At 66.4% G+C, this 17153-nt stretch carries 11 protein-coding genes; 1 reads left to right on the forward strand and 10 read right to left on the reverse strand.

The window, feature by feature from the left end; all coding sequences use genetic code 11:
• Positions 1-55: 55 nt before the first annotated feature.
• Positions 56-949 (forward strand): LysR family transcriptional regulator, encoded by an 894-nt coding sequence (locus tag GGQ90_RS00520; RefSeq protein ID WP_188080317.1) that lies wholly within the window; start codon positions 56-58, stop codon positions 947-949.
• Here GGQ90_RS00520 and GGQ90_RS00525 read toward each other — a convergent pair.
• The 10 genes from GGQ90_RS00525 to GGQ90_RS00570 all read right to left on the reverse strand — a co-directional run bounded on the left by GGQ90_RS00525 (position 946) and on the right by GGQ90_RS00570 (position 17047).
• A complete protein-coding gene (locus GGQ90_RS00525) occupies positions 946-2751 on the reverse strand; it encodes a carboxypeptidase regulatory-like domain-containing protein (RefSeq protein WP_188080318.1) in 1806 nt (601 codons plus the stop codon). The two genes, GGQ90_RS00520 and GGQ90_RS00525, sit on opposite strands and share 4 nt — an antisense overlap.
• The gene (locus tag GGQ90_RS00530; protein WP_188080319.1) at positions 2748-4847 is read right to left on the reverse strand and encodes a DUF4175 domain-containing protein; all 2100 of its coding nucleotides are present in this window, start codon (positions 4845-4847) and stop codon (positions 2748-2750) included. The genes GGQ90_RS00525 and GGQ90_RS00530 overlap by 4 nt, the downstream gene beginning before the upstream one ends.
• Positions 4844-6007 (reverse strand): BatA domain-containing protein, encoded by a 1164-nt coding sequence (locus GGQ90_RS00535; protein ID WP_188080320.1) that lies wholly within the window; start codon positions 6005-6007, stop codon positions 4844-4846. Before GGQ90_RS00535 ends, GGQ90_RS00530 begins: the two co-directional genes overlap by 4 nt.
• Positions 6004-6897 carry a DUF58 domain-containing protein gene (locus GGQ90_RS00540; protein WP_188080321.1) on the reverse strand — a complete coding sequence of 298 codons (894 nt, stop codon included), beginning with the start codon at positions 6895-6897 and terminating at the stop codon, positions 6004-6006. The genes GGQ90_RS00535 and GGQ90_RS00540 overlap by 4 nt, the downstream gene beginning before the upstream one ends.
• Positions 6898-6912: 15 nt before the next feature.
• On the reverse strand, positions 6913-7902 hold the full coding sequence (locus GGQ90_RS00545; RefSeq protein ID WP_188080322.1) for an AAA family ATPase: 990 nt from the start codon (positions 7900-7902) through the stop codon (positions 6913-6915).
• A gap of 135 nt (positions 7903-8037) precedes the next feature.
• Positions 8038-8706 carry a DUF4159 domain-containing protein gene (locus tag GGQ90_RS00550; protein ID WP_246428074.1) on the reverse strand — a complete coding sequence of 223 codons (669 nt, stop codon included), beginning with the start codon at positions 8704-8706 and terminating at the stop codon, positions 8038-8040.
• 194 nt (positions 8707-8900) lie between these two features.
• Positions 8901-10235 carry a TldD/PmbA family protein gene (locus GGQ90_RS00555; RefSeq protein ID WP_188080324.1) on the reverse strand — a complete coding sequence of 445 codons (1335 nt, stop codon included), beginning with the start codon at positions 10233-10235 and terminating at the stop codon, positions 8901-8903.
• Between the two features lie 19 nt (positions 10236-10254).
• Positions 10255-11889 (reverse strand): TldD/PmbA family protein, encoded by a 1635-nt coding sequence (locus tag GGQ90_RS00560; protein WP_188080325.1) that lies wholly within the window; start codon positions 11887-11889, stop codon positions 10255-10257.
• A 297-nt stretch (positions 11890-12186) separates the two neighbouring features.
• Positions 12187-15144 carry an amidohydrolase family protein gene (locus GGQ90_RS00565; protein WP_188080326.1) on the reverse strand — a complete coding sequence of 986 codons (2958 nt, stop codon included), beginning with the start codon at positions 15142-15144 and terminating at the stop codon, positions 12187-12189.
• Between the two features lie 13 nt (positions 15145-15157).
• Positions 15158-17047, reverse strand: a complete 1890-nt coding sequence (locus tag GGQ90_RS00570) for a gamma-glutamyltransferase family protein (RefSeq protein WP_188080327.1) — start codon at positions 17045-17047, stop codon at positions 15158-15160.
• Positions 17048-17153: the final 106 nt, after the last annotated feature.

Below are 17153 nucleotides of genomic sequence, written 5' to 3' on the forward strand. Positions count from 1 at the left end.
GAAATGCAGGCAATATGACGGATATGCATATCCATCCTGCAAAAATGCCGCATCCATGAACTGGGACGACCTGCGCCTGTTCCTGGCGGTGGCGCGCACCGAGCGCCTGAGCACGGCGGCGGCGATGACCAAGATGGACGCCACCACCATCTCGCGGCGGATCAAGCGGCTGGAACAGACGCTGGAGCAACGATTGTTCGAGCATACGCCGGCCGGCCATGTGCTGACCGACCATGGCACGCGCCTGCTGGAACAGGCCGAGCGGATGGAGGCGGCGGCGCTCGGCGTGCAGCGAAGCGGCAGCGCGGCCGGCGCGCAGATGGCCGGGACGATCCGCCTGAGCGCTTCGGAAGGCTTTGGCAGCCGGGTGATCGCGCCGCATCTGCGCAGCTTCACCGCCGATCATCCCCGCATCGAGATCGATCTGGTGGCGTCGAGCGGCTTCCTCAATCCTTCCCGGCGCGAGGCGGATATTGCGGTGATGCTGGCCCGGCCCAAGACCGGTCCGCTGATCACCCGCAAGCTGACCGACTATCATCTGGGCCTCTATGCCACACCCGCCTATCTGGAGAGCGCGCCGCCGTTGAAGGCCAAGGGCGACCTGCTGCGCCATGTGCTGGTCGGCTATGTCCCCGACCAGATCTATGCGCCCGAACTGCGCTATCTGGCGGAGGTTGACGCCCGGCTGGAGCCGTCGATCCGGTCGAGCAGCATCAATGCCCAGGCGGAGATCATCGCCAGCGGTGCGGGCTGCGGCATATTGCCCTGCTTCATCGGCGACGCCATGCCGGGGCTGGTCCGCGTCCTGGCCGAGGCGGTCGACATCCAGCGCAGCTTCTGGCTGGTGGTGCCCCGCGACCTGCGCGGCATTGCCCGGATCGACCAGTTTGTCGGCTGGCTGGTGGCGACGAGCGAGCGGTTGCGACCGATGATGCTGGGCGTGGGTTAGGTCTGCGGGATCGCCATGCGGCCGATCCGGGACCGCTCGAACCACCAGAGCAGGGCACTGGCGATCAGCCAGCCGAGGAGCCAGGGCCAGGACGGGCCGGGAAAGGCGCGTGCGGCCGTGGCAAAATCCGTCTTCTGATCCGTGCCCTGTAACAGTGTCATGGCCTGACGCATCTGCGCGGTCCGCAGCGCCGGCAGGGCATTGGCGGGGTAGATGTAGAAGGCCGCTGACGAGCCATCCGTCCGGCGCAATTGGTGCCAACCTGCGCGATCAGGCCACCAGGCGGCGCAATCGCCGGTCGCCGGATCGATCGCCAAGGGCGCGTCATCGACACGGGCGCCAGGCTTCAGGCCACACAGGCTGATCCGTTCGCTCACCCAGGCCGGGCCTGAGAAGGCCGGCATCGAACCGGCAATTGGCCGCACCACGGCGGCCATCATCCGACTCCACCAGTCGCCATAAAGATCGCCCCGGCCGCTCAGCACCAGGCCGAAGCTGTCGAGGCCGGTCCAGACTGCGACGCGGCCGGCACCCAGCGCGCGCCAGGCGGCGAGCGGCGTGCCGGCGGCGTCCTGCACCAGTGGCACCGCGTCGCGACCGGTCGGGACGCCATCCATGCGGGTCGCTTCGGGCAGGAGGTCGTCGCCGATATTGAGGTCCGCGGGTATGTCGGCGCTGCCGATGCCGGCACGGGTGCGGGCGCGATCGGCGGCCAGCGATGCCGGCAGGGCGATCGGCGCGACGCCATTGCCGCCGGACAGGTCGAAACCCAGCGCGCGCCATTGGCCGCGCAGGGCGCCGTCGGCCGGACCGCTGCCGCGTAGCAGCAGCCCCATGCCGCCGCGCACCGCGTCCAGCACCGCGCCGCGTGCGCCGCCAAGGCCGGTCCAGGCGCGATCATCAGCGACCAGCAGGTCATAGCGGCGCAGGCTGGCGGCGTTGATCGCCACCGGTGCGTCGCCCAGCGCGATGCCGCCGCCCGCGCTCATGTTCACGGTGACGGCATAGCCGGCGTCGGTCGCCCAGCGGCGCAGATATTTGACCTCCGGCCCCGGCGCACCGGCGAGGATCAGCAGGCGCGGCGCGGCATCGCCCTCGATCCGCAGGGGCAGCACCGCCTGTTCGACCAGCCCGCCATCGGCGCGGCGCAGGCGCAGGGTGAATTCGGCGGTGCCGGCGGCGCGGGCGGTGCCGGTCAGGCTGAAACGGCCGTCGCCATCCACAGCGGCGGCATCGGTGACGCGCCCGGCGGGATCGAGCAGTTCGACCTGCGCCTTCGGCAGGCCCGCCACTTGCCCACCGATCGCGAAGGTGCCCCCCGGTGCGACCCTGTCGGGCTTGGCCAGCGCGATCAGGCCGGGCCGGGACGGCGGCGACGTGTAATCGATCGCGCGCCCCCTGGCCGCATCGCGATCGCGGGCGACGAGGCCCTGCCCCAGGATGACGAGGCGGCGGGTGTCGGGATAGCGGCGCAGCGCGGTCGCCAGATCCGGCAAGGCTTCGGCGCGCGCCACGTCCGGCGCTTCGGGCAGCGCGACCAGATGCGCGCCCTTGCCGGCCGATGCGAAGCGCGCACTGCCCTGGGTCGCGACCGTCAGCGTGCCGCCCGCCACCGGCAGAGCGGGCGGGAACAGGGCGAAATAAAGGAGCAGCGCGACGACCGGCTGGAGCAGCAGCAGGGCCACGAGGCGCCAGGGCCGTGCGCCCAGATCGCCGGCCGTGCGCTGCCACAGCAGCAGCCTGGCCCAGCCGACCAGCACGGCCGCGCCGAGGAGCAGCGCGGTAATGACTTGCGCGCTCATGGGCGTCCCCCGATCGCGCCGAGATAGCGGGCGCCGGCAGCATCGGCCGGGCGCCGCCGCGCCACGCCGCCCTGCGGCCGCTCCATCGCCATCCACAATTGCGCACGCAGCTTGTCGCGGCAGGAGGCGCAGCCCGGATCGCGCCGGGCCGCGTCGATCGCACCGCTCAATGCCAGCGGATCGGGCAAGCGTGCGGCGTTGGCGCGCGCCCAGCCCTCCAGCGCGTCGAGGGGCATCTGCCCCTGCGCCAATCCGCGCCATGCGGCGGCGGCCGGGCCGTCATCGCCCTCGACCGCGACCAGCGGCTCGAAATTGCCCGCTATCCCTTCCCGCTTGCCGGTCATGCGCCGGGCGGGATCGATCGGCGGCAATTCCGGGCCGACGCGCGACAGGAAGATACGGGTCGCCTGCTGCACTTCCTTGATGAAGCGCAGCGCCTTGTAGGCAAAGGGCAAGGCCAGGTCGGGTCGCCCCTGCTTCAACTGCATTTCCGACTGCCACATCTCATCCACCGCCTGTTTCAGGATCGCGCGGGTTTCCGGGTCCAGGCTGGAGGCGGGCGATTCATCGTGCGGATGGCCGAATTCGGCGAGCACGTCCTCCTTCTCGCCAAAGACATTGGGGGTCGCGACCGGCGGGCCATGATCATGGCCGTCGCCCTCGCCATGGCCATCCGCGTCGGCGGTCGGCAGGCTGGGCTCGCCTTCGCTCTCGCCCCCCAGAAACTGGCTGTAGCGGCCGCGCAGGATTTTCTGGTCGTTACCGATGCCGTTGGATTGCGACAGATATTTGTCGGTCGACAGGTTGCGCTTGCGCTTCAGCAGCGCCTCGGCATCGATGATGATCTGGCGCTGGCTGCGGAAATAGGCCGGCAAAGTGGTGTTGACCATGCCTTGCAGCCCGCCGCTCTCGGGCGCCTTGACCGCGGGCCAGCGCAGGATGACACTGGGGCCGCGCACTTCCTGCGGCGCGGGCACGCGATTGTCGCGCACGATGATCTGCACCACCATGTCGCCGCCGGCCGAAAAGCCGAGCGCGCCGAAATCGAGGCGCGGGGCGAAGCGCCGGTCGCGCGCCGCTCCGGTGCCTGACACTGCGATTTCGCGCTCGGTGAAGCGGATATTCTCGCCCTCGCCGATCGCCAATGTGATGCGCAGCCGGGCGGTGGCGGCGACGCCATAATCGTCGGTCGCGGCGAAGACCGGGGTCCAGCTACGCTGGCCCGGCGCCACCATGTTGAGGCTGGCGGCGGGCGCGATCAGCTTCACCTGCGGCGGCGCATCAACGACGCCATCGATCCGGTGCAGCGGCGGCAGCGGGCCGCGCCCGGAGGCAGGGTCGACGCGGTAGAGAAAGGAGGCATCCAGCGTGCGGCTGGCGATCCAGTGCTCGCCATCCCGGCGTAGCGCAACGCCCGCGCCGCCGAGCGGCAGCAGCGCCGGCGCATTCGCCTGCGGGTCGAAGCGGAAGGTCCATTCGAGGCGCGTTCCCAGCGGTGCGCGGGCGTCGAGCTTGGCCTCGTCGCGCAGCGACAGGCCGGTGTAGGCGGGCGGGATGATACGCAGATTTTGCGCCACCAGGCGCGGAATGCCGGGCTTTGCGGCGATGCCCTCGGCCGCAGGGGCCAATACGACGGGTTTGTCGCTGCCGCGCGGCCAGAGCAACAGGGTGGCGATGCCGAGCAAAGCCACGGCCCAGAGTGCGATAATCATGCGGCGCGACCAGTCCGGCGCCAGTTCCTCCGGCATGCCCTGCCCCAGCCGCTGGTCAAGGCGGGATCGTTGCAGCCGTTGCAGCGGCCCCAGTGCCTGCGGATCGGCGAAAAGCAGCGCACTGCTATCCTCCAGATCGGCACGGCGGGCGTCGAGGCGGCGGACCAGCCAGGCCTGGTCGAAACGCCGGGCGCGGCGGACGATGAGGCCGCTGAGCAGCGCGCTGCAGAGCAGCAGCAGGATCGCCGCCGGCACCAGTCCGGCCAAGCGCCAGACAAGTGTGGTTGCGAGCAACAGGCCCGGCAGGCCGAGCAGCAGCGTGTCGAGCCGCACGCGCTGGCGGCTGGGCCTCAGCCAGGTGGAGAGCAGAGCATCGGCGCTCATGGCGCGATCGCCCGCTTTTTGCTGGTGGCGAACCAGCGTTCAACCAGCAGCAGCGCCGCGATCAACAGCGCCAGCCAGGGGCGCAGGTCGGCTGGCGGCTGCGGGTAGGCACGTCCACCGGTCAGCGGCGCATAGGCGGCGGCATCGGTGCGCTGTGGCGCCACAGTCGGCGGCTGGATCAGCGCGCGCAGGCGGGCGGGGAAATCCGCCTCCAGCACTTGCGGCATCCGTGCGGGCTGCAACGAGCGGGTGAAGCGGAGCAGGCGTCCCCCGCCGATCGGCATCGCCTCCACCAGCGGCCGGGCAAGATCATCCTGCCACAGGGGCGCGGGCGTCGCGCCCTGGGGCAGCAGCGCATCGGATGGGACGACCGCCTGCCCGCCCTGCGCGATCCAGCGTTGCAGCGCATCGGGCAAAGTGCCGGCGCTCATCCAGAACAAGATCTTGTCCGACGGCGGCAATGGGGCGGTCAGCGGGCCGCTGTCGACATCGGCCGGCTTGCCCGCCGACTGCCAGCTGCCCGCCACCGCCAGAATATAGCGCAACCCGCCCGCATGGGCACTATCGGCGCGGATGGCGATCGACGGCAGCTTCACCGGCACCGGCTTGCCCGCCGGCATCGCGCCGGGGACGATGCGCCAGTCGACCTTGCGCGACAGGCGCGGTCGCTCCGCATCGGCACCCTGGAGGATCTGCGGCACGATGATGGTCAGCGGCGCGCGCTGCGGCAGGTCCGCGTCCAGCTGGCGCACCAGGCTGGCGAGCGGGATGGCGTCGGCCGTGATCGGCTTGCCCGGTTCGACACGGGGATAGCCGGGCACCAGCCAGTGCGCCCTGCCCTCCGCCAGCACCTTGTCATCTACCGCCGCCGGATCGACGCCGGGCGTCAGCGCGACATAGGGCTGCTTGCTCGCAGCACCGAACAGCACCGGATGGGCGAGCCACAGCACGACCAGTGTCAGCAGGGTGAGGCGCAGGGCAAGCAGCAGCCATTCGTCAAAGCGCAGGCGGGACCGCGGCTTCGGCTTCTGCCGCAGCCAGCGCAGCGCGGCAAAATCGGTCGGCAATTGCTCGCTGCGCCGGGCAATATGGATCGCGAGCGGGATCAGCAGCGCCAGCAGGCCGGCCAGCGCGGCGGGGAGCAACAAGGCGGGCATCATGAATATTCGGCCGCGTCATGGGCGTCGAACAGGCGGCGCAGCGGCAGGTCGATCGGCTCGTCCAGCACATGGCTCGCGCGGCGGATGCCGACCGCATCGAGCCGGGCATGGAGTTCCGCGCGCGCCTCACCGAAGCGGCGCAGAAATTCGGCGCGCAGCGCGGCGCCGTCGCCCAGCAGTTCCTCGCCCGTCTCCGGGTCACGAAAGCGATAGCCGCCGTCGAACGGGAAATCCCGCTCGCCCACGGTCAGCATCTCGACCGCCAGCACCTCGCGCCCGGCGGCGGCCAGCTTCTCGACCAGATCGATCGCACCCGGCTCGAAACAATCGCTGAGCAGGATCACCAGATCATGCGCGCCGATCCGTTCCCAGACCGGCCCCAATTGCGCGTCGACGGCAAAGCCCCCTTCGGCCCGCAGCGGCAGCATGTCGAGCAGCAGCCGGTCGCGCTGGCGCAGGCCGGTGGCGGGCGGCAACAGCCGCAGCCCCGTGTCGGAGAGCGCCATCCAGCCGAAGCGATCGCCCTGCTGCATCGCCAGTTCGGCGATGCTGGCGGCGATCCCCTTGGCTGCATCGAGCCGACTATAATCGGGCCGGGTCGCGTCCGCCTGCCCCATCGACGCGCTGGCATCCATCAATATCCAGACCGCGACCGGGCTTTCCCGCTCCGCTTCACGGACGAAGAATTTGTCCGACCGGGCATAGAGCTTCCAGTCGATCTGGCGCAGCTCGTCGCCCGGCTCATAGGCGCGATATTGCGCAAATTCGAGGCCCGCGCCCCGGCTGTGGCTGTGATGCAGGCCGAGGCCATGCGATCCCACCGCCCGGCGCGTGAGCAGGCGCAGGCTTTTCAGCCGGCTGCGCACATCGGGGGGAATGAAATCGGCCATGGCGTTGTGTCCGGATCAGCCGAGCGGCACGGCGCGGACGAGCGCGGCGACGACATCGTCGGCACTCTTCCCTTCTGCCTCGGCGGCGAAGGACAGCAGCAGGCGGTGGCGCATCACCGGCCCGGCCAGCGCGACAATATCCTCGCGCGTCGCCGCCAGACGGCCCTGGAGCAAGGCGCGCGCCTTGGCCGCCAGGATCAGCGACTGGCCCGCGCGCGGCCCCGCGCCCCATTTCACATATTTGCGGATTTCCTCCGGCGCGCCCTCGCCCGGCCGGCTGGCGCGCACGATGCGCGTCACCCAGCGCAGCAGATCCTCGCCGAAATGCACGTCGCGCACCAGCTTCTGGAGCGCCAGCACTTCCTCGCCCTGCATCACCGCCGGGACCGTGCCGGGCCTGGCGCCGGTGGTCTGGGCGAGAATGTCATGCTCTTCCTGCTCGGTCGGATAATCGACTCGGATATGGAGGAGGAAACGATCGAGCTGCGCCTCGGGCAACGGATAGGTGCCGGCCTGTTCCAGCGGGTTTTGCGTCGCCAGCACGAAGAAGGGCGAGGGAAGCTGATAGGTGGTGCCGCCATAGCTGACGGTGCGCTCCTGCATCGCCTCCAACAGCGCCGCCTGCGTCTTGGGCGGGGTGCGGTTGAGTTCGTCGGCGAGGAGCAGGTTGGTGAAGACCGGCCCCTTCTGGAAGCGGAAGCTGCGATGGCCGGTGCCATGATCCTCCTCCAGCAATTCGGTGCCGAGAATGTCGCTCGGCATCAGGTCAGGGGTGAACTGTACCCGGCGGAAGTCGAGCTTGAGCGCTTCGCCGAGCGAACGGACCAGCAATGTCTTGCCAAGACCCGGCACCCCTTCGAGCAGGCAATGGCCGCCGGCAAGCAGGCCGATCAGCAACTGCTCGACCACCGCCCCCTGCCCCACGATCGCCTGGCCGATCGCCGCGCGCAATTCGCCGAGGCGCGCCAGTTTCTGCTGGATTTCCGCTTCGCTGATATCGGTCATGATCGGTCTGCTATCCTCGAATAACGATGTCATTCCCGCGAAGGCGGGAATCCATCACCGGACCTTGCGGCTGGGGATGGCTTGGGAGATGGATCCCCGCCTCCGCGGGGATGACGAAAAAGTAGAGCGAAGGCGTCACGACGACAGCGCGTACATCACGATATTGACCGCGAACCTGGTATTATCCTCGGCCAGGAAGCGCTTGTTGCGCCAGTCATAGTCCCACTCGCAGCCATAATCCTTGTTGCTGTAGAGAACGCCCAGGCGGCCATTGACCTCTATCCCCTTGAGATAGTCGTGGACCAGATCGTCGCCCCAGCCGTTCAGTTCCAGCCCGGTATTGGGCGGCCCGTCGAACTTGAAGAAGCTGCGATATACCGGATGGGTCCTGGGCAGCGTCTTCAAGCCCTTAGGGCCGAAAATCTTGGCCATCTGCGCCTCGAACGAGCGGGCGAACAGCCCGTCTATGTCATGGTTGCAATCATCCACCAGGACGAAGCCGCCATTGCGGACATAGCGCTCGAAATTGCGCCGCTCGGCCTCCGAAAATTCGACCAGCTTGTGCCCCGCCATGTAGCAGAAAGGCGCGGTCAGCATCTTCGGGTCAGAAAGAGCGACGACATGCTCCTTCGGATCGACCCGCAGCATCGTGTAATCGATCAGCGAGGTGATGAGGTTGGACGGCATGCGCTGGTCCACATCCCAGTCGCCCGAGTCATAGCGCAGCCGCGTGAACCAGAAATCATAGCCTCCCGCGGCGGCAAGCGGACGGGCCAGCATTGCGCCAGCCAGACCGCCCGCCATCCACCGAAGAAACTCGCCGCGTGTCATCACATCCAATCACATAGGGATTTGCATGATCCCCCCCTGGAAGGAGAGGTGGCTGGCGAAGCCAGACGGAGGGGTGTCCCGCTATCGATAGGGTGACACCCCTCCACCATTGCTTCGCAATGGTCCCCCTCCCCTTCACAGGGGAGGATCATGCACAGCTCAAACCGTCACACCGCGTCCGAGAGCGAGGTGAAGGTGAAGTCGCGCAGCTTCATCGGCGGCACGACGATGTTCATCGACACTTCGTCCGGCGGCACGCGGACCGGGCGACCCAGCTCTTCGACATTGTTGAGCATGATCACCGGGCTCTCGTTGAACCGGAAATTCTTGATCGGATATTTGATCTGGCCGTTCTCGACATAGAAGGTGCCGTCGCGGGTCAGGCCGGTCAGCAGCACGGTCTGCGGATCGACCATGCGGATATACCAGGTGCGGGTGACGAGCACGCCGCGCTCGGTCGAGCGGACCAGGTCGGCGGTGGTCTTGGTGCCGCCGGTCATCAGGATATTGCCCATCTGGCCGATCGCGGGCTTGCCCTGCTTGCTCGCCCAGTAGCGGCTGTAGTTGAGGTTGGTGACCTTGCCGTCCTTGACCATGTCGACGCGCTGACGGGCGAGGCCATCATCGTCCCAGGGCAGGCAGGGCGCGACCGGATCCCACGGGTCGGTGTAGAAATTGACCTGCGGCCCGAACACCTGTTCGCCCAGCTTGTTGCCGCCGCCCTTCTTCGACAGGAAGCTGCGGCCCTCGTCCGCCTCGCGCGCGCCGAAGAAGTAGAACATGAAGCCGATCAGGCCAGCGGCTGCCATCGGTTCCAGGATCACGGTATATTTGCCCGGCTCCAGCGCCTTGGCCTCGGACGAGGCCGATGCCTTGCGCATCGCGATCTGGATGTCGCTGTCCGCCTTGAAGCGGGCGGCGTCCTGCGTGTCGGTGCCGACCCAGCCGGAACCCCGGCCATCCTCAGTACGGACGGTGCAGGTATAATCCAGCATGGTCGAGCGCTGATAGCCGAAATTGCCCTTGCTGTTCGCGATCGCGACGAAGCTCTGATTATCCTCCAGATAGCCGGCCGCGATCAGCTTCTGCGACTTGCAGGCGCTGATCGAGGTCGACGCCACCTGGGCACGATATTCCGGCGTGATGTCGGCGGTCGACTGGGCGAAGGTCGGGCTGGCCTTATAGGCCTGCCTGTCAACCGCGGGCATGAATTCCGGATTGTCCGGGGCCAGATTGGCCAGCGTTTCGGCCCGGCGTACCACGCGTTCCAGCGAGGCGTCGTCAAACTGGTTGATGGTGGCCGTGCCGACCTTCTTGCCATAAGCGACCTGGACCGCCAGCTCGATATCGTCGGTCAGGCCCGCGGTCGACACGTCGTTGCGGGCGAAACGGATATTGCCCTGGATCTTGCCGGTCAGTTGCGCGCTGCACTCGTCGGCCTTCGACAGGGCGACGACCTTGGTCAGGATTTCCTTGGCCTGCGCTTCGGTAAGGATGCTCATCTCATTATCTCCCTAAGCGTCAACCGAGCGAACGCGCGGTGTTGATGACGTTGATACCGTTGAAGCGCGCGGTCGAAGACCCGTGCGACACGGCGGAGACCTGGGCCGGCTGCCCCTTGCCGTCGAAGAAGGAACCACCCAGGCGATAGTCGCTCTGGTCGCAGACGCCGGCGCAGGCATTCCAGAATTCCGGGGTGCGGATCTGGTAGGCGACATCCTCGATCTGCTGGCCGATCTTGCCGTTCTTGATCTCGTAGAAGAGCTGACCGCCAAACTGGGCGTTGTAGCGCTGCTGGTCGATCGAGAAACTGCCGTCGCCGATGATGTAGATGCCGTCCTCGACACCCGAAATCATGTCCGCAACGCTCTGCTTGGTCTTGCCCGGTTCCAGGCTGACATTGGCCATGCGCTGGAACTGCACATTGGACCAGCTGTCGGCATAGGCGCAGCCGTCCGATTCCTTCTTGCCCTCGATATGGGCCTGGTCCCGGATCGCCTGATAGCCGACCAGCTTGCCATCGCGGATCAGATCCCACTTCTTGGTCTTCACGCCCTCGTCATCATAGGCGACGGCGCCCAGGCTGCCGGGCTGAACCTTGTCGGCGACGATGTTCACCTTGTCGCTGCCATATTGGAAATGCGCCTGCAGCTTGTCCATCGTGGCGAAGCTGGTGCCGGCATAATTGGCTTCATAGCCCAGCACACGGTCCAGTTCGAGCGGATGACCGACGGATTCATGGATGGTGAGCCAGGTGTGCGACGGGTCGAGCACCAGATCATATTTGCCCGGCTTCACCGACGGCGCCTTGAGCTTGGCGCGCGCCTGCTTGGCGGAGGCGATCGCGTCTTCCTTCATGTCATAGCTGTTGCCATAGACGGTGACGCCGTTGGGCAGGACAGTCTTGCCGCTGGCGGCGCCGTCGAGATATTCGAAGCCCAGGCCCATCGGCGAGGACAGGCCCTCGCGCGTGCGGAACTTGCCGCTGGTCTTGTCGACCGCGGTGACCGTCATCGGCGCCCAGATGCGGTGAACGTCCTGATCGATATAGCTGCCGTCGGTGCTGGCGAAATATTTCTGCTCATTGACCAGGAACAGGATCGAATTGATGAAGTCGGCGCCTGCGTCCATGGCAGCGGCGTTGACGCCCATCAGCAGATCGACCTTGTCCTTGATCGGCACGGCCATGCTGTTCTTAACGATCGGCGTCTTCCAGCTGATCTCGCCCGCGCCCTTGACCGGGGCGAGCTGGACCGGGGCGCTCTGCTGCGGTGCATTGGCCTTGGCGATGGCGACGGCCTGCTGCGCCGCCTTGGCGACCGCTTCCTTGCTCAGCTCATTGGTGGCCGAAAAGCCCCAGGCGCCATTGGCCAGAACGCGGATGCCGACACCGGTGGATTCGGTGTTGACGATATTCTCGACATTCTTTTCGCGGGTGATGACGAACTGGCGCAGGTAGCGGCCGACACGCACGTCGCAATAGCTGGCGCCGGCGCTCTTGGCCGCGTTCATCGCGGCGTCGGCCAGCCCCTTCTTGAAGCCGATGTCGAGTGCGCTGTTCAGATCCTCTGCTGCAATGACCTTGCCGAAAAAGGACGGCAGGACGAGCCCGCCGACACCCAAAGTGCCAAAGGCCAGGAAGTCGCGTCTATGCAAGATAGCCTCCACTGGAATGCCCGCAGGTCGCGGGTCTGTCTTGTCGCGAAGGCCACCCCCTTGGCACCCCCCGCGTGGATGGCGCGGATCATTGCGAGCCGGACAGATGAGGTCAAACGGCTTTTCCGGGCGACAGGGCGTGGGGGCAACGCTTTCGACCAACCGGCAACCAGAACCGACGAACGACATGCCGGCGCACGCACCGACTTGCGCATGCGCCGGACGCGGGAAAAATCGCGATACTTATCTGGCAGTTATGGATGGAAGCGTATCCGAACGCTTCCATCCGAGCGAACCTCAGTTTTTCCGCATGCCACCGGCGACGATGGCGTCCACATCATGGATGACGCCGTTCATCATCACCTTCTTCACCTTGAAGGTGTTGGCGATGTCGGCGCGCGGATCGCCGTCAACCAGCACGATGTCGGCCAGCTTGCCGGCCTCCAGCGTGCCCGCATCCAGATTCAGATCCTTCGCCGAATTGACGGTCGCGGTCTGGAGCGCCTGGAACGGCGTCAGACCGGCGTCGACATAGGAGGAAATCTCCGCATGGAGATTATTGGCGATCATCGTGTCGGTGCCCGCCGTCACCAGCGTGCCGGCGTCATACATCTTCTTCAGGCTCTTATATTGCCCCTCCAGCAGCGGGCGCAACATGGTCGCCATCGGGTCGGCTTCGGTGATCGTTTCCCGTGCCCAGACCGGATAGAGGTTGAGGCGCGGGTCGTCCTTGTAGCCGGGATGCTTGGCCAGATAGGGCGTCATCGCGCCGAAATGGGTCGGCGTCAGCGTCCGGCCGCTGCGACCGAAGAGCTGGATCACATCCTCATAGGCCATGCCCTGCGGCCCCTGCTTGGGCGAATAGCCGCGCCGGCTGGTCGCGCCCATATGCTCGGTGCCATCGACGCCGGAAAAGGCGGCCGGGAAGATTTCATGGCCGCTGACCGGTATGCCCATCTCATGCGCGGCGCGCACGATCTGCCGCTGGAACAGATCGGGCATGCGCACATAGCTCTTGATCATGTCATAATGAAGCGCACGCATGCGGGTGAATTCGCGCTCCAGATGGGCCGGGCTGGAGACCGCCACGCCCATCTTGTAATAGACGCGCTGCCATTCGAGCAGCGGTCCTGCGACATAGAGGCGCGGTGACAGCCGCACGCCCGATTCCGCCGCCTCGCGATCCTCCACCGCATCATAGATTTGCGTGCCCGGATCGCGGACCGTGGTGATGCCATAGGCGAGCCATGCCCGTTCCAGATTGGAGCCGAAATCCTTCTGGGCATGGGAATGATGTTCGATCAGGCCGGGAATGGCGGTCAGGCCGGTGCCGTCGACGAAATGTTCCGCCTGGTGAAGCGCGGGATCATGGTCGCGGATTTCGGCGATGCGGTGGCCGTCGACGATGATGTCCTTGTCATGCTGGGTCACGTCATGGACGGAGTCCACCAGGTTGCTGACATGGATGACGGTGCGTCCGGTCGGGTTGGCGATGCGATAGGTCAGGTCCAGCGGAATGTCGGTGATCGCGCCGGTTTCGGTATCGAGCGACTTCAGCGTGTCGGCCGACTGATACAGGATCGTCTTGCTGTCGCCGGTCCAGGTCGGGAAATAGGAAATGTCCGACGTATAGGAGCGTGGCGGACCCAACGGCTTGCCATCAGCGGCGACCGGCCAGATCTTCAGCAGCCCCTCATAGATGGCGGCCATCTTCGTCCCGTCGGGCGACCAGGCGGGACCGCCACCGGCGCGGGTATCCATCGACATATTGGGCTCGGGCAGATGCCAGAAGGCTTTGCCCACGCCATCGGTGGGCACCATGTAGACCTGGTTGGTGCCCTCGCGGAAGCTGTTGGAATATTTGTAGGATAGCGGGATGGCGACATATTTGCCGTCGGGCGACCAGCTGGGGCTGCCGGGCTGGCCCAGCGATCCCTGAAGGCGGGTGATCTTGCCGGTCGCGACATCGACCACGCACAGGCCAGCGACACCCCAACGCCCGTCAACATCGATATAGGCGATCCGCGTGCCGTCATGCGACCAGGCGGCACCCAGCGGCTGGGTGTCGATGTCGGTCAACCGGCGATCCTTGCCGGTCTTCATGTCGCGTATCCAAAGCTGTGGCAGGCCGCCGCCCTTGTCGGAGGTGTAGACCAGGCTCTGGCCGTCCGGCGACCAGGCCGGATCGGTGTCGAGCGCGCCATCCCTGGTAAGATTCTCCGGCACCCCGCCCTTGGACGACATGACATAGAGATCGCCGAGTGCGGCAAAGGCGATGCGGCTGCCGTCGGGCGAGATGGTCGGGCGAACGATACCCAGCGCCTTGCGCGGCGCGGTCGAATCCCAGTCGCGCTTGGCGCGGGTGTAGCTGGGCTTCACCACCTCCAGCGTGGCAGCGAAGTTGACGGTCGACAGGCTGGTGCCCTTGCGGCTGCGGATCTTGCCGTCGGACACATAATAATAGCCGCCCTTCCCCCAGGAAATCCGGAAGGGGAACATATTTTCGGTCCCGCTGACCGCCTTGCCATCAATCTCCAGACGGCTGCCCTGCGCGTCCTGCACGACATAGGCGAGTTCGCCAGCGGGGCCGAAGGACGGCGCGTCGATCTTTCCCTCCACCTGCTTCAGCAGGCTTTCCTGCCCATTGGCAAGGGCCGTGACATAGAGGGCGGTCTTGCTGCCCTCCGTCCCGGAATAGGCGATGCGCGCGCCATCTGGCGACCAACTGGGCAGGCGATCCTCGCGCCCGTTGCTGCTGACCTGCTTCATCGCACCGCTGGCAATGTCCAGCGTCCAGATGTCGTAATTGCCGCTGCGGTCGGACGAGAAGGCGATTGTCCGGCCATCGGGCGACCAGGCCGGCTCGCGATCATCATAGGCGCCCTCGGTCAGCTTGCGCATGTCGCTGCCGTCCGGCTTGATCGTCCACAGATCATAATTGCCGTCGCGATAGGAAAAATAGGCGAGGCGCGAGCCATCGGGCGACCAGACCGGCTGGCGGGCGTCGTTGAAATAGTCGGTGATCCGCTTCGCCTTGCCGCCGCTCGTCGGGATGATCCACAGGCTACCCTGAAGGTCGACCGCCAGCCATTTGCCGTCGGGCGACACCGACACCGCCATGGACGTGCCTTCATGCACGTCGAAGGCGATCGGGGTTTCGCCGCCGGGCGGGGGCAGATTGGCGGGCTGGGCATAGGCCTGGGCGGCGCCGGCCGACAACAGGGCCAGCGACAGAAGCTTGAAGGCAGATTTCATCGGATCGATCCCCTTACCAACCAAATATATAGCGTTCGCGGCGCACATCCGCGCCGCCGCGCAGCGTGCCGCTGCCCGGCACCACGCCGGCTGCGACGATGCCGGTGGACACCGCGAACGGCCCCAGCAGGTCGAGCTTGTGACCGCGCGCGGTCAGGTCGTCGCGCACGGCCTGGGGCACGCGATCCTCGATTTCCAGCACGCCCGGCTCATCCTTCTTGATGCCGAAGGAGCCATGGAAATGATTGGAGTTGATGCGCGGTGCCTCGATCGCGGCCTGGAGCGGCTGATCGAACGCCAACACCCGCAGCAGCACATTCATGATCTGCTGATCCTGATTGTCGCCGCCCGGCGTCCCGATCGCCAGATAGGGCTGGCCGTCCTTGAGCACCATCGACGGCGACAGGGTCGTGCGCGGCCGCTTGCGCGGCACCAGAACATTGGGGCTTTCCGGATCAAGATCGAACACGGTCAGGCGGTTGCTCATCGGCACGCCGGTATCGCCCGCAATATAGGCGCCGCCCAGCATCCAGCCGGAACTGGGCGTGCAGGAAAAGAGATTACCGTCCTTGTCCACCACCTCGATCGCCGTCGTGTCGGCGGTCGGCTTGGACGGGGCTTTCAGCATATGCGGCGTGAATTGCGGCGTGGTCCGCGCCCTGCCCTCGAACGCCCAGGGATTGCCGAAGCGATGCTCCAGCGACGCGCGCGGGCCGATCTGCCTGGCCCGCTGCGCCGCATAGTCCTTCGACAACAGCCCCTTCATCGGCACCGTCGCGAAATCGGGATCGCCAAAATACATGTTGCGATCGTCGAAGGCCAGCTTGATCGCTTCGGCAACGGTGTGAAGATAGGGCGCGGAGCCCGGTTCCATCGTCGCGATCCCGGCCGCCTCGGCAATGTTGAGCGCCATCAGCATGGCCGGCCCCTGACTCCAGAAACCCGCCTTGCAGACCTGATAGCCAAAGACACTGGTCATTGCCGGCGCCTCGACCTTGCCCTTGTATCTGGCGAGATCCTCATAGCGCATCAGGCCGCCGTCGCGCTCCATCGCGGCGCCGATCCGGCGGGCGATATCGCCCTTGTAGAAGGCATCGCGCCCGGCCTGGATCGCGGCCTTGCGATCCCTGGTCTTCTTGAACGCCGCCGCGTCCGCGTCAGCGATGATCCGCATCGTGCGGGCGAGATTGGGCTGGCGGAAAATCTCCCCGGTCTTGGGCAATTGGCCACCGGGATAATAAGCGTCGTAGGCGTCCTTGTATTTGGACGTCGCCTTCTGCTGGCTGACGAACACTTCCGCCAGGAAATTATACATGACGAAGCCGTCGGCCAGTTCGATCGCCGGCTGCATCACTTCATGCAGGCCCATTGTGCCGTTGAGCTGGAGCGCGAGCGCCATGGCATCGACCATCGCGGGCACGGTGCCGCCATTGGGGCCATTGCCCGGAATGACGCCGGCATCGGCGAACTTGTCGGGCGTGGCCAGCCCCGGCGCGACGCCCTGACCGCTGATCAGCGACACTTTCTTCGTCTTGCCGTCATAGATGATGGTCGGCGCTTCGCCGCCGAAGCCGAAATGCGAAATCTCGGTCACGGCCGCAGCGAACACCGCCGCCACGCCAGCGTCGGTCGCGTTGCCGCCGGCCAGCAGGATGCGCGTCCCCGCCGCCACCGCATAATGGCGGCCGGCTGCGACGATGCCGAACTGGCCGACGATTTCCGGCCGTAGCGTTTCACCTGCACTAACCAATCTGGTTGGCTCTATCGCCGCCTTGCCGGGCTTTGCCGGCGCATTCCCGGCCTGTGCCGAGGCCGGTGCCGCCCCCGCGACCAATGCCGCGCCGGCCATCGCCGACGCCGCAAACTCACGACGGGTCACCCCCTGCTTTCCGCTATCGCTCATCGATGGAATCCCCTGTAATCGGCATATCCGGCATGGCCCGAGGGAAGGCGCTTTCCGGCCGATACTCCTCCACAACGACCCAGGCCAGGATTTCCGCCATAACGCC

This window comes from Sphingobium scionense (assembly GCF_014197035.1).
In the GTDB taxonomy this organism is placed as follows: Bacteria; Pseudomonadota; Alphaproteobacteria; order Sphingomonadales; family Sphingomonadaceae; genus Sphingobium; species Sphingobium scionense.

Excerpts from the sequence above, each read along its gene's own strand:
- GGQ90_RS00570 (WP_188080327.1), bottom strand. The coding sequence starts at position 17,047 with ATGAGCGATAGCGGAAAGCAGGGGGTGACCCGTCGTGAGTTTGCGGCG.
- GGQ90_RS00540 (WP_188080321.1), bottom strand. The coding sequence starts at position 6,897 with ATGGCCGATTTCATTCCCCCCGATGTGCGCAGCCGGCTGAAAAGCCTG.
- GGQ90_RS00545 (WP_188080322.1), bottom strand. The coding sequence starts at position 7,902 with ATGACCGATATCAGCGAAGCGGAAATCCAGCAGAAACTGGCGCGCCTC.
- GGQ90_RS00525 (WP_188080318.1), bottom strand. The coding sequence starts at position 2,751 with ATGAGCGCGCAAGTCATTACCGCGCTGCTCCTCGGCGCGGCCGTGCTG.
- GGQ90_RS00550 (WP_246428074.1), bottom strand. The coding sequence starts at position 8,706 with ATGGCGGGCGGTCTGGCTGGCGCAATGCTGGCCCGTCCGCTTGCCGCC.
- GGQ90_RS00520 (WP_188080317.1), top strand. The coding sequence starts at position 56 with ATGAACTGGGACGACCTGCGCCTGTTCCTGGCGGTGGCGCGCACCGAG.
- GGQ90_RS00565 (WP_188080326.1), bottom strand. The coding sequence starts at position 15,144 with ATGAAATCTGCCTTCAAGCTTCTGTCGCTGGCCCTGTTGTCGGCCGGC.
- GGQ90_RS00555 (WP_188080324.1), bottom strand. The coding sequence starts at position 10,235 with ATGAGCATCCTTACCGAAGCGCAGGCCAAGGAAATCCTGACCAAGGTC.
- GGQ90_RS00530 (WP_188080319.1), bottom strand. The coding sequence starts at position 4,847 with ATGAGCGCCGATGCTCTGCTCTCCACCTGGCTGAGGCCCAGCCGCCAG.
- GGQ90_RS00535 (WP_188080320.1), bottom strand. The coding sequence starts at position 6,007 with ATGATGCCCGCCTTGTTGCTCCCCGCCGCGCTGGCCGGCCTGCTGGCG.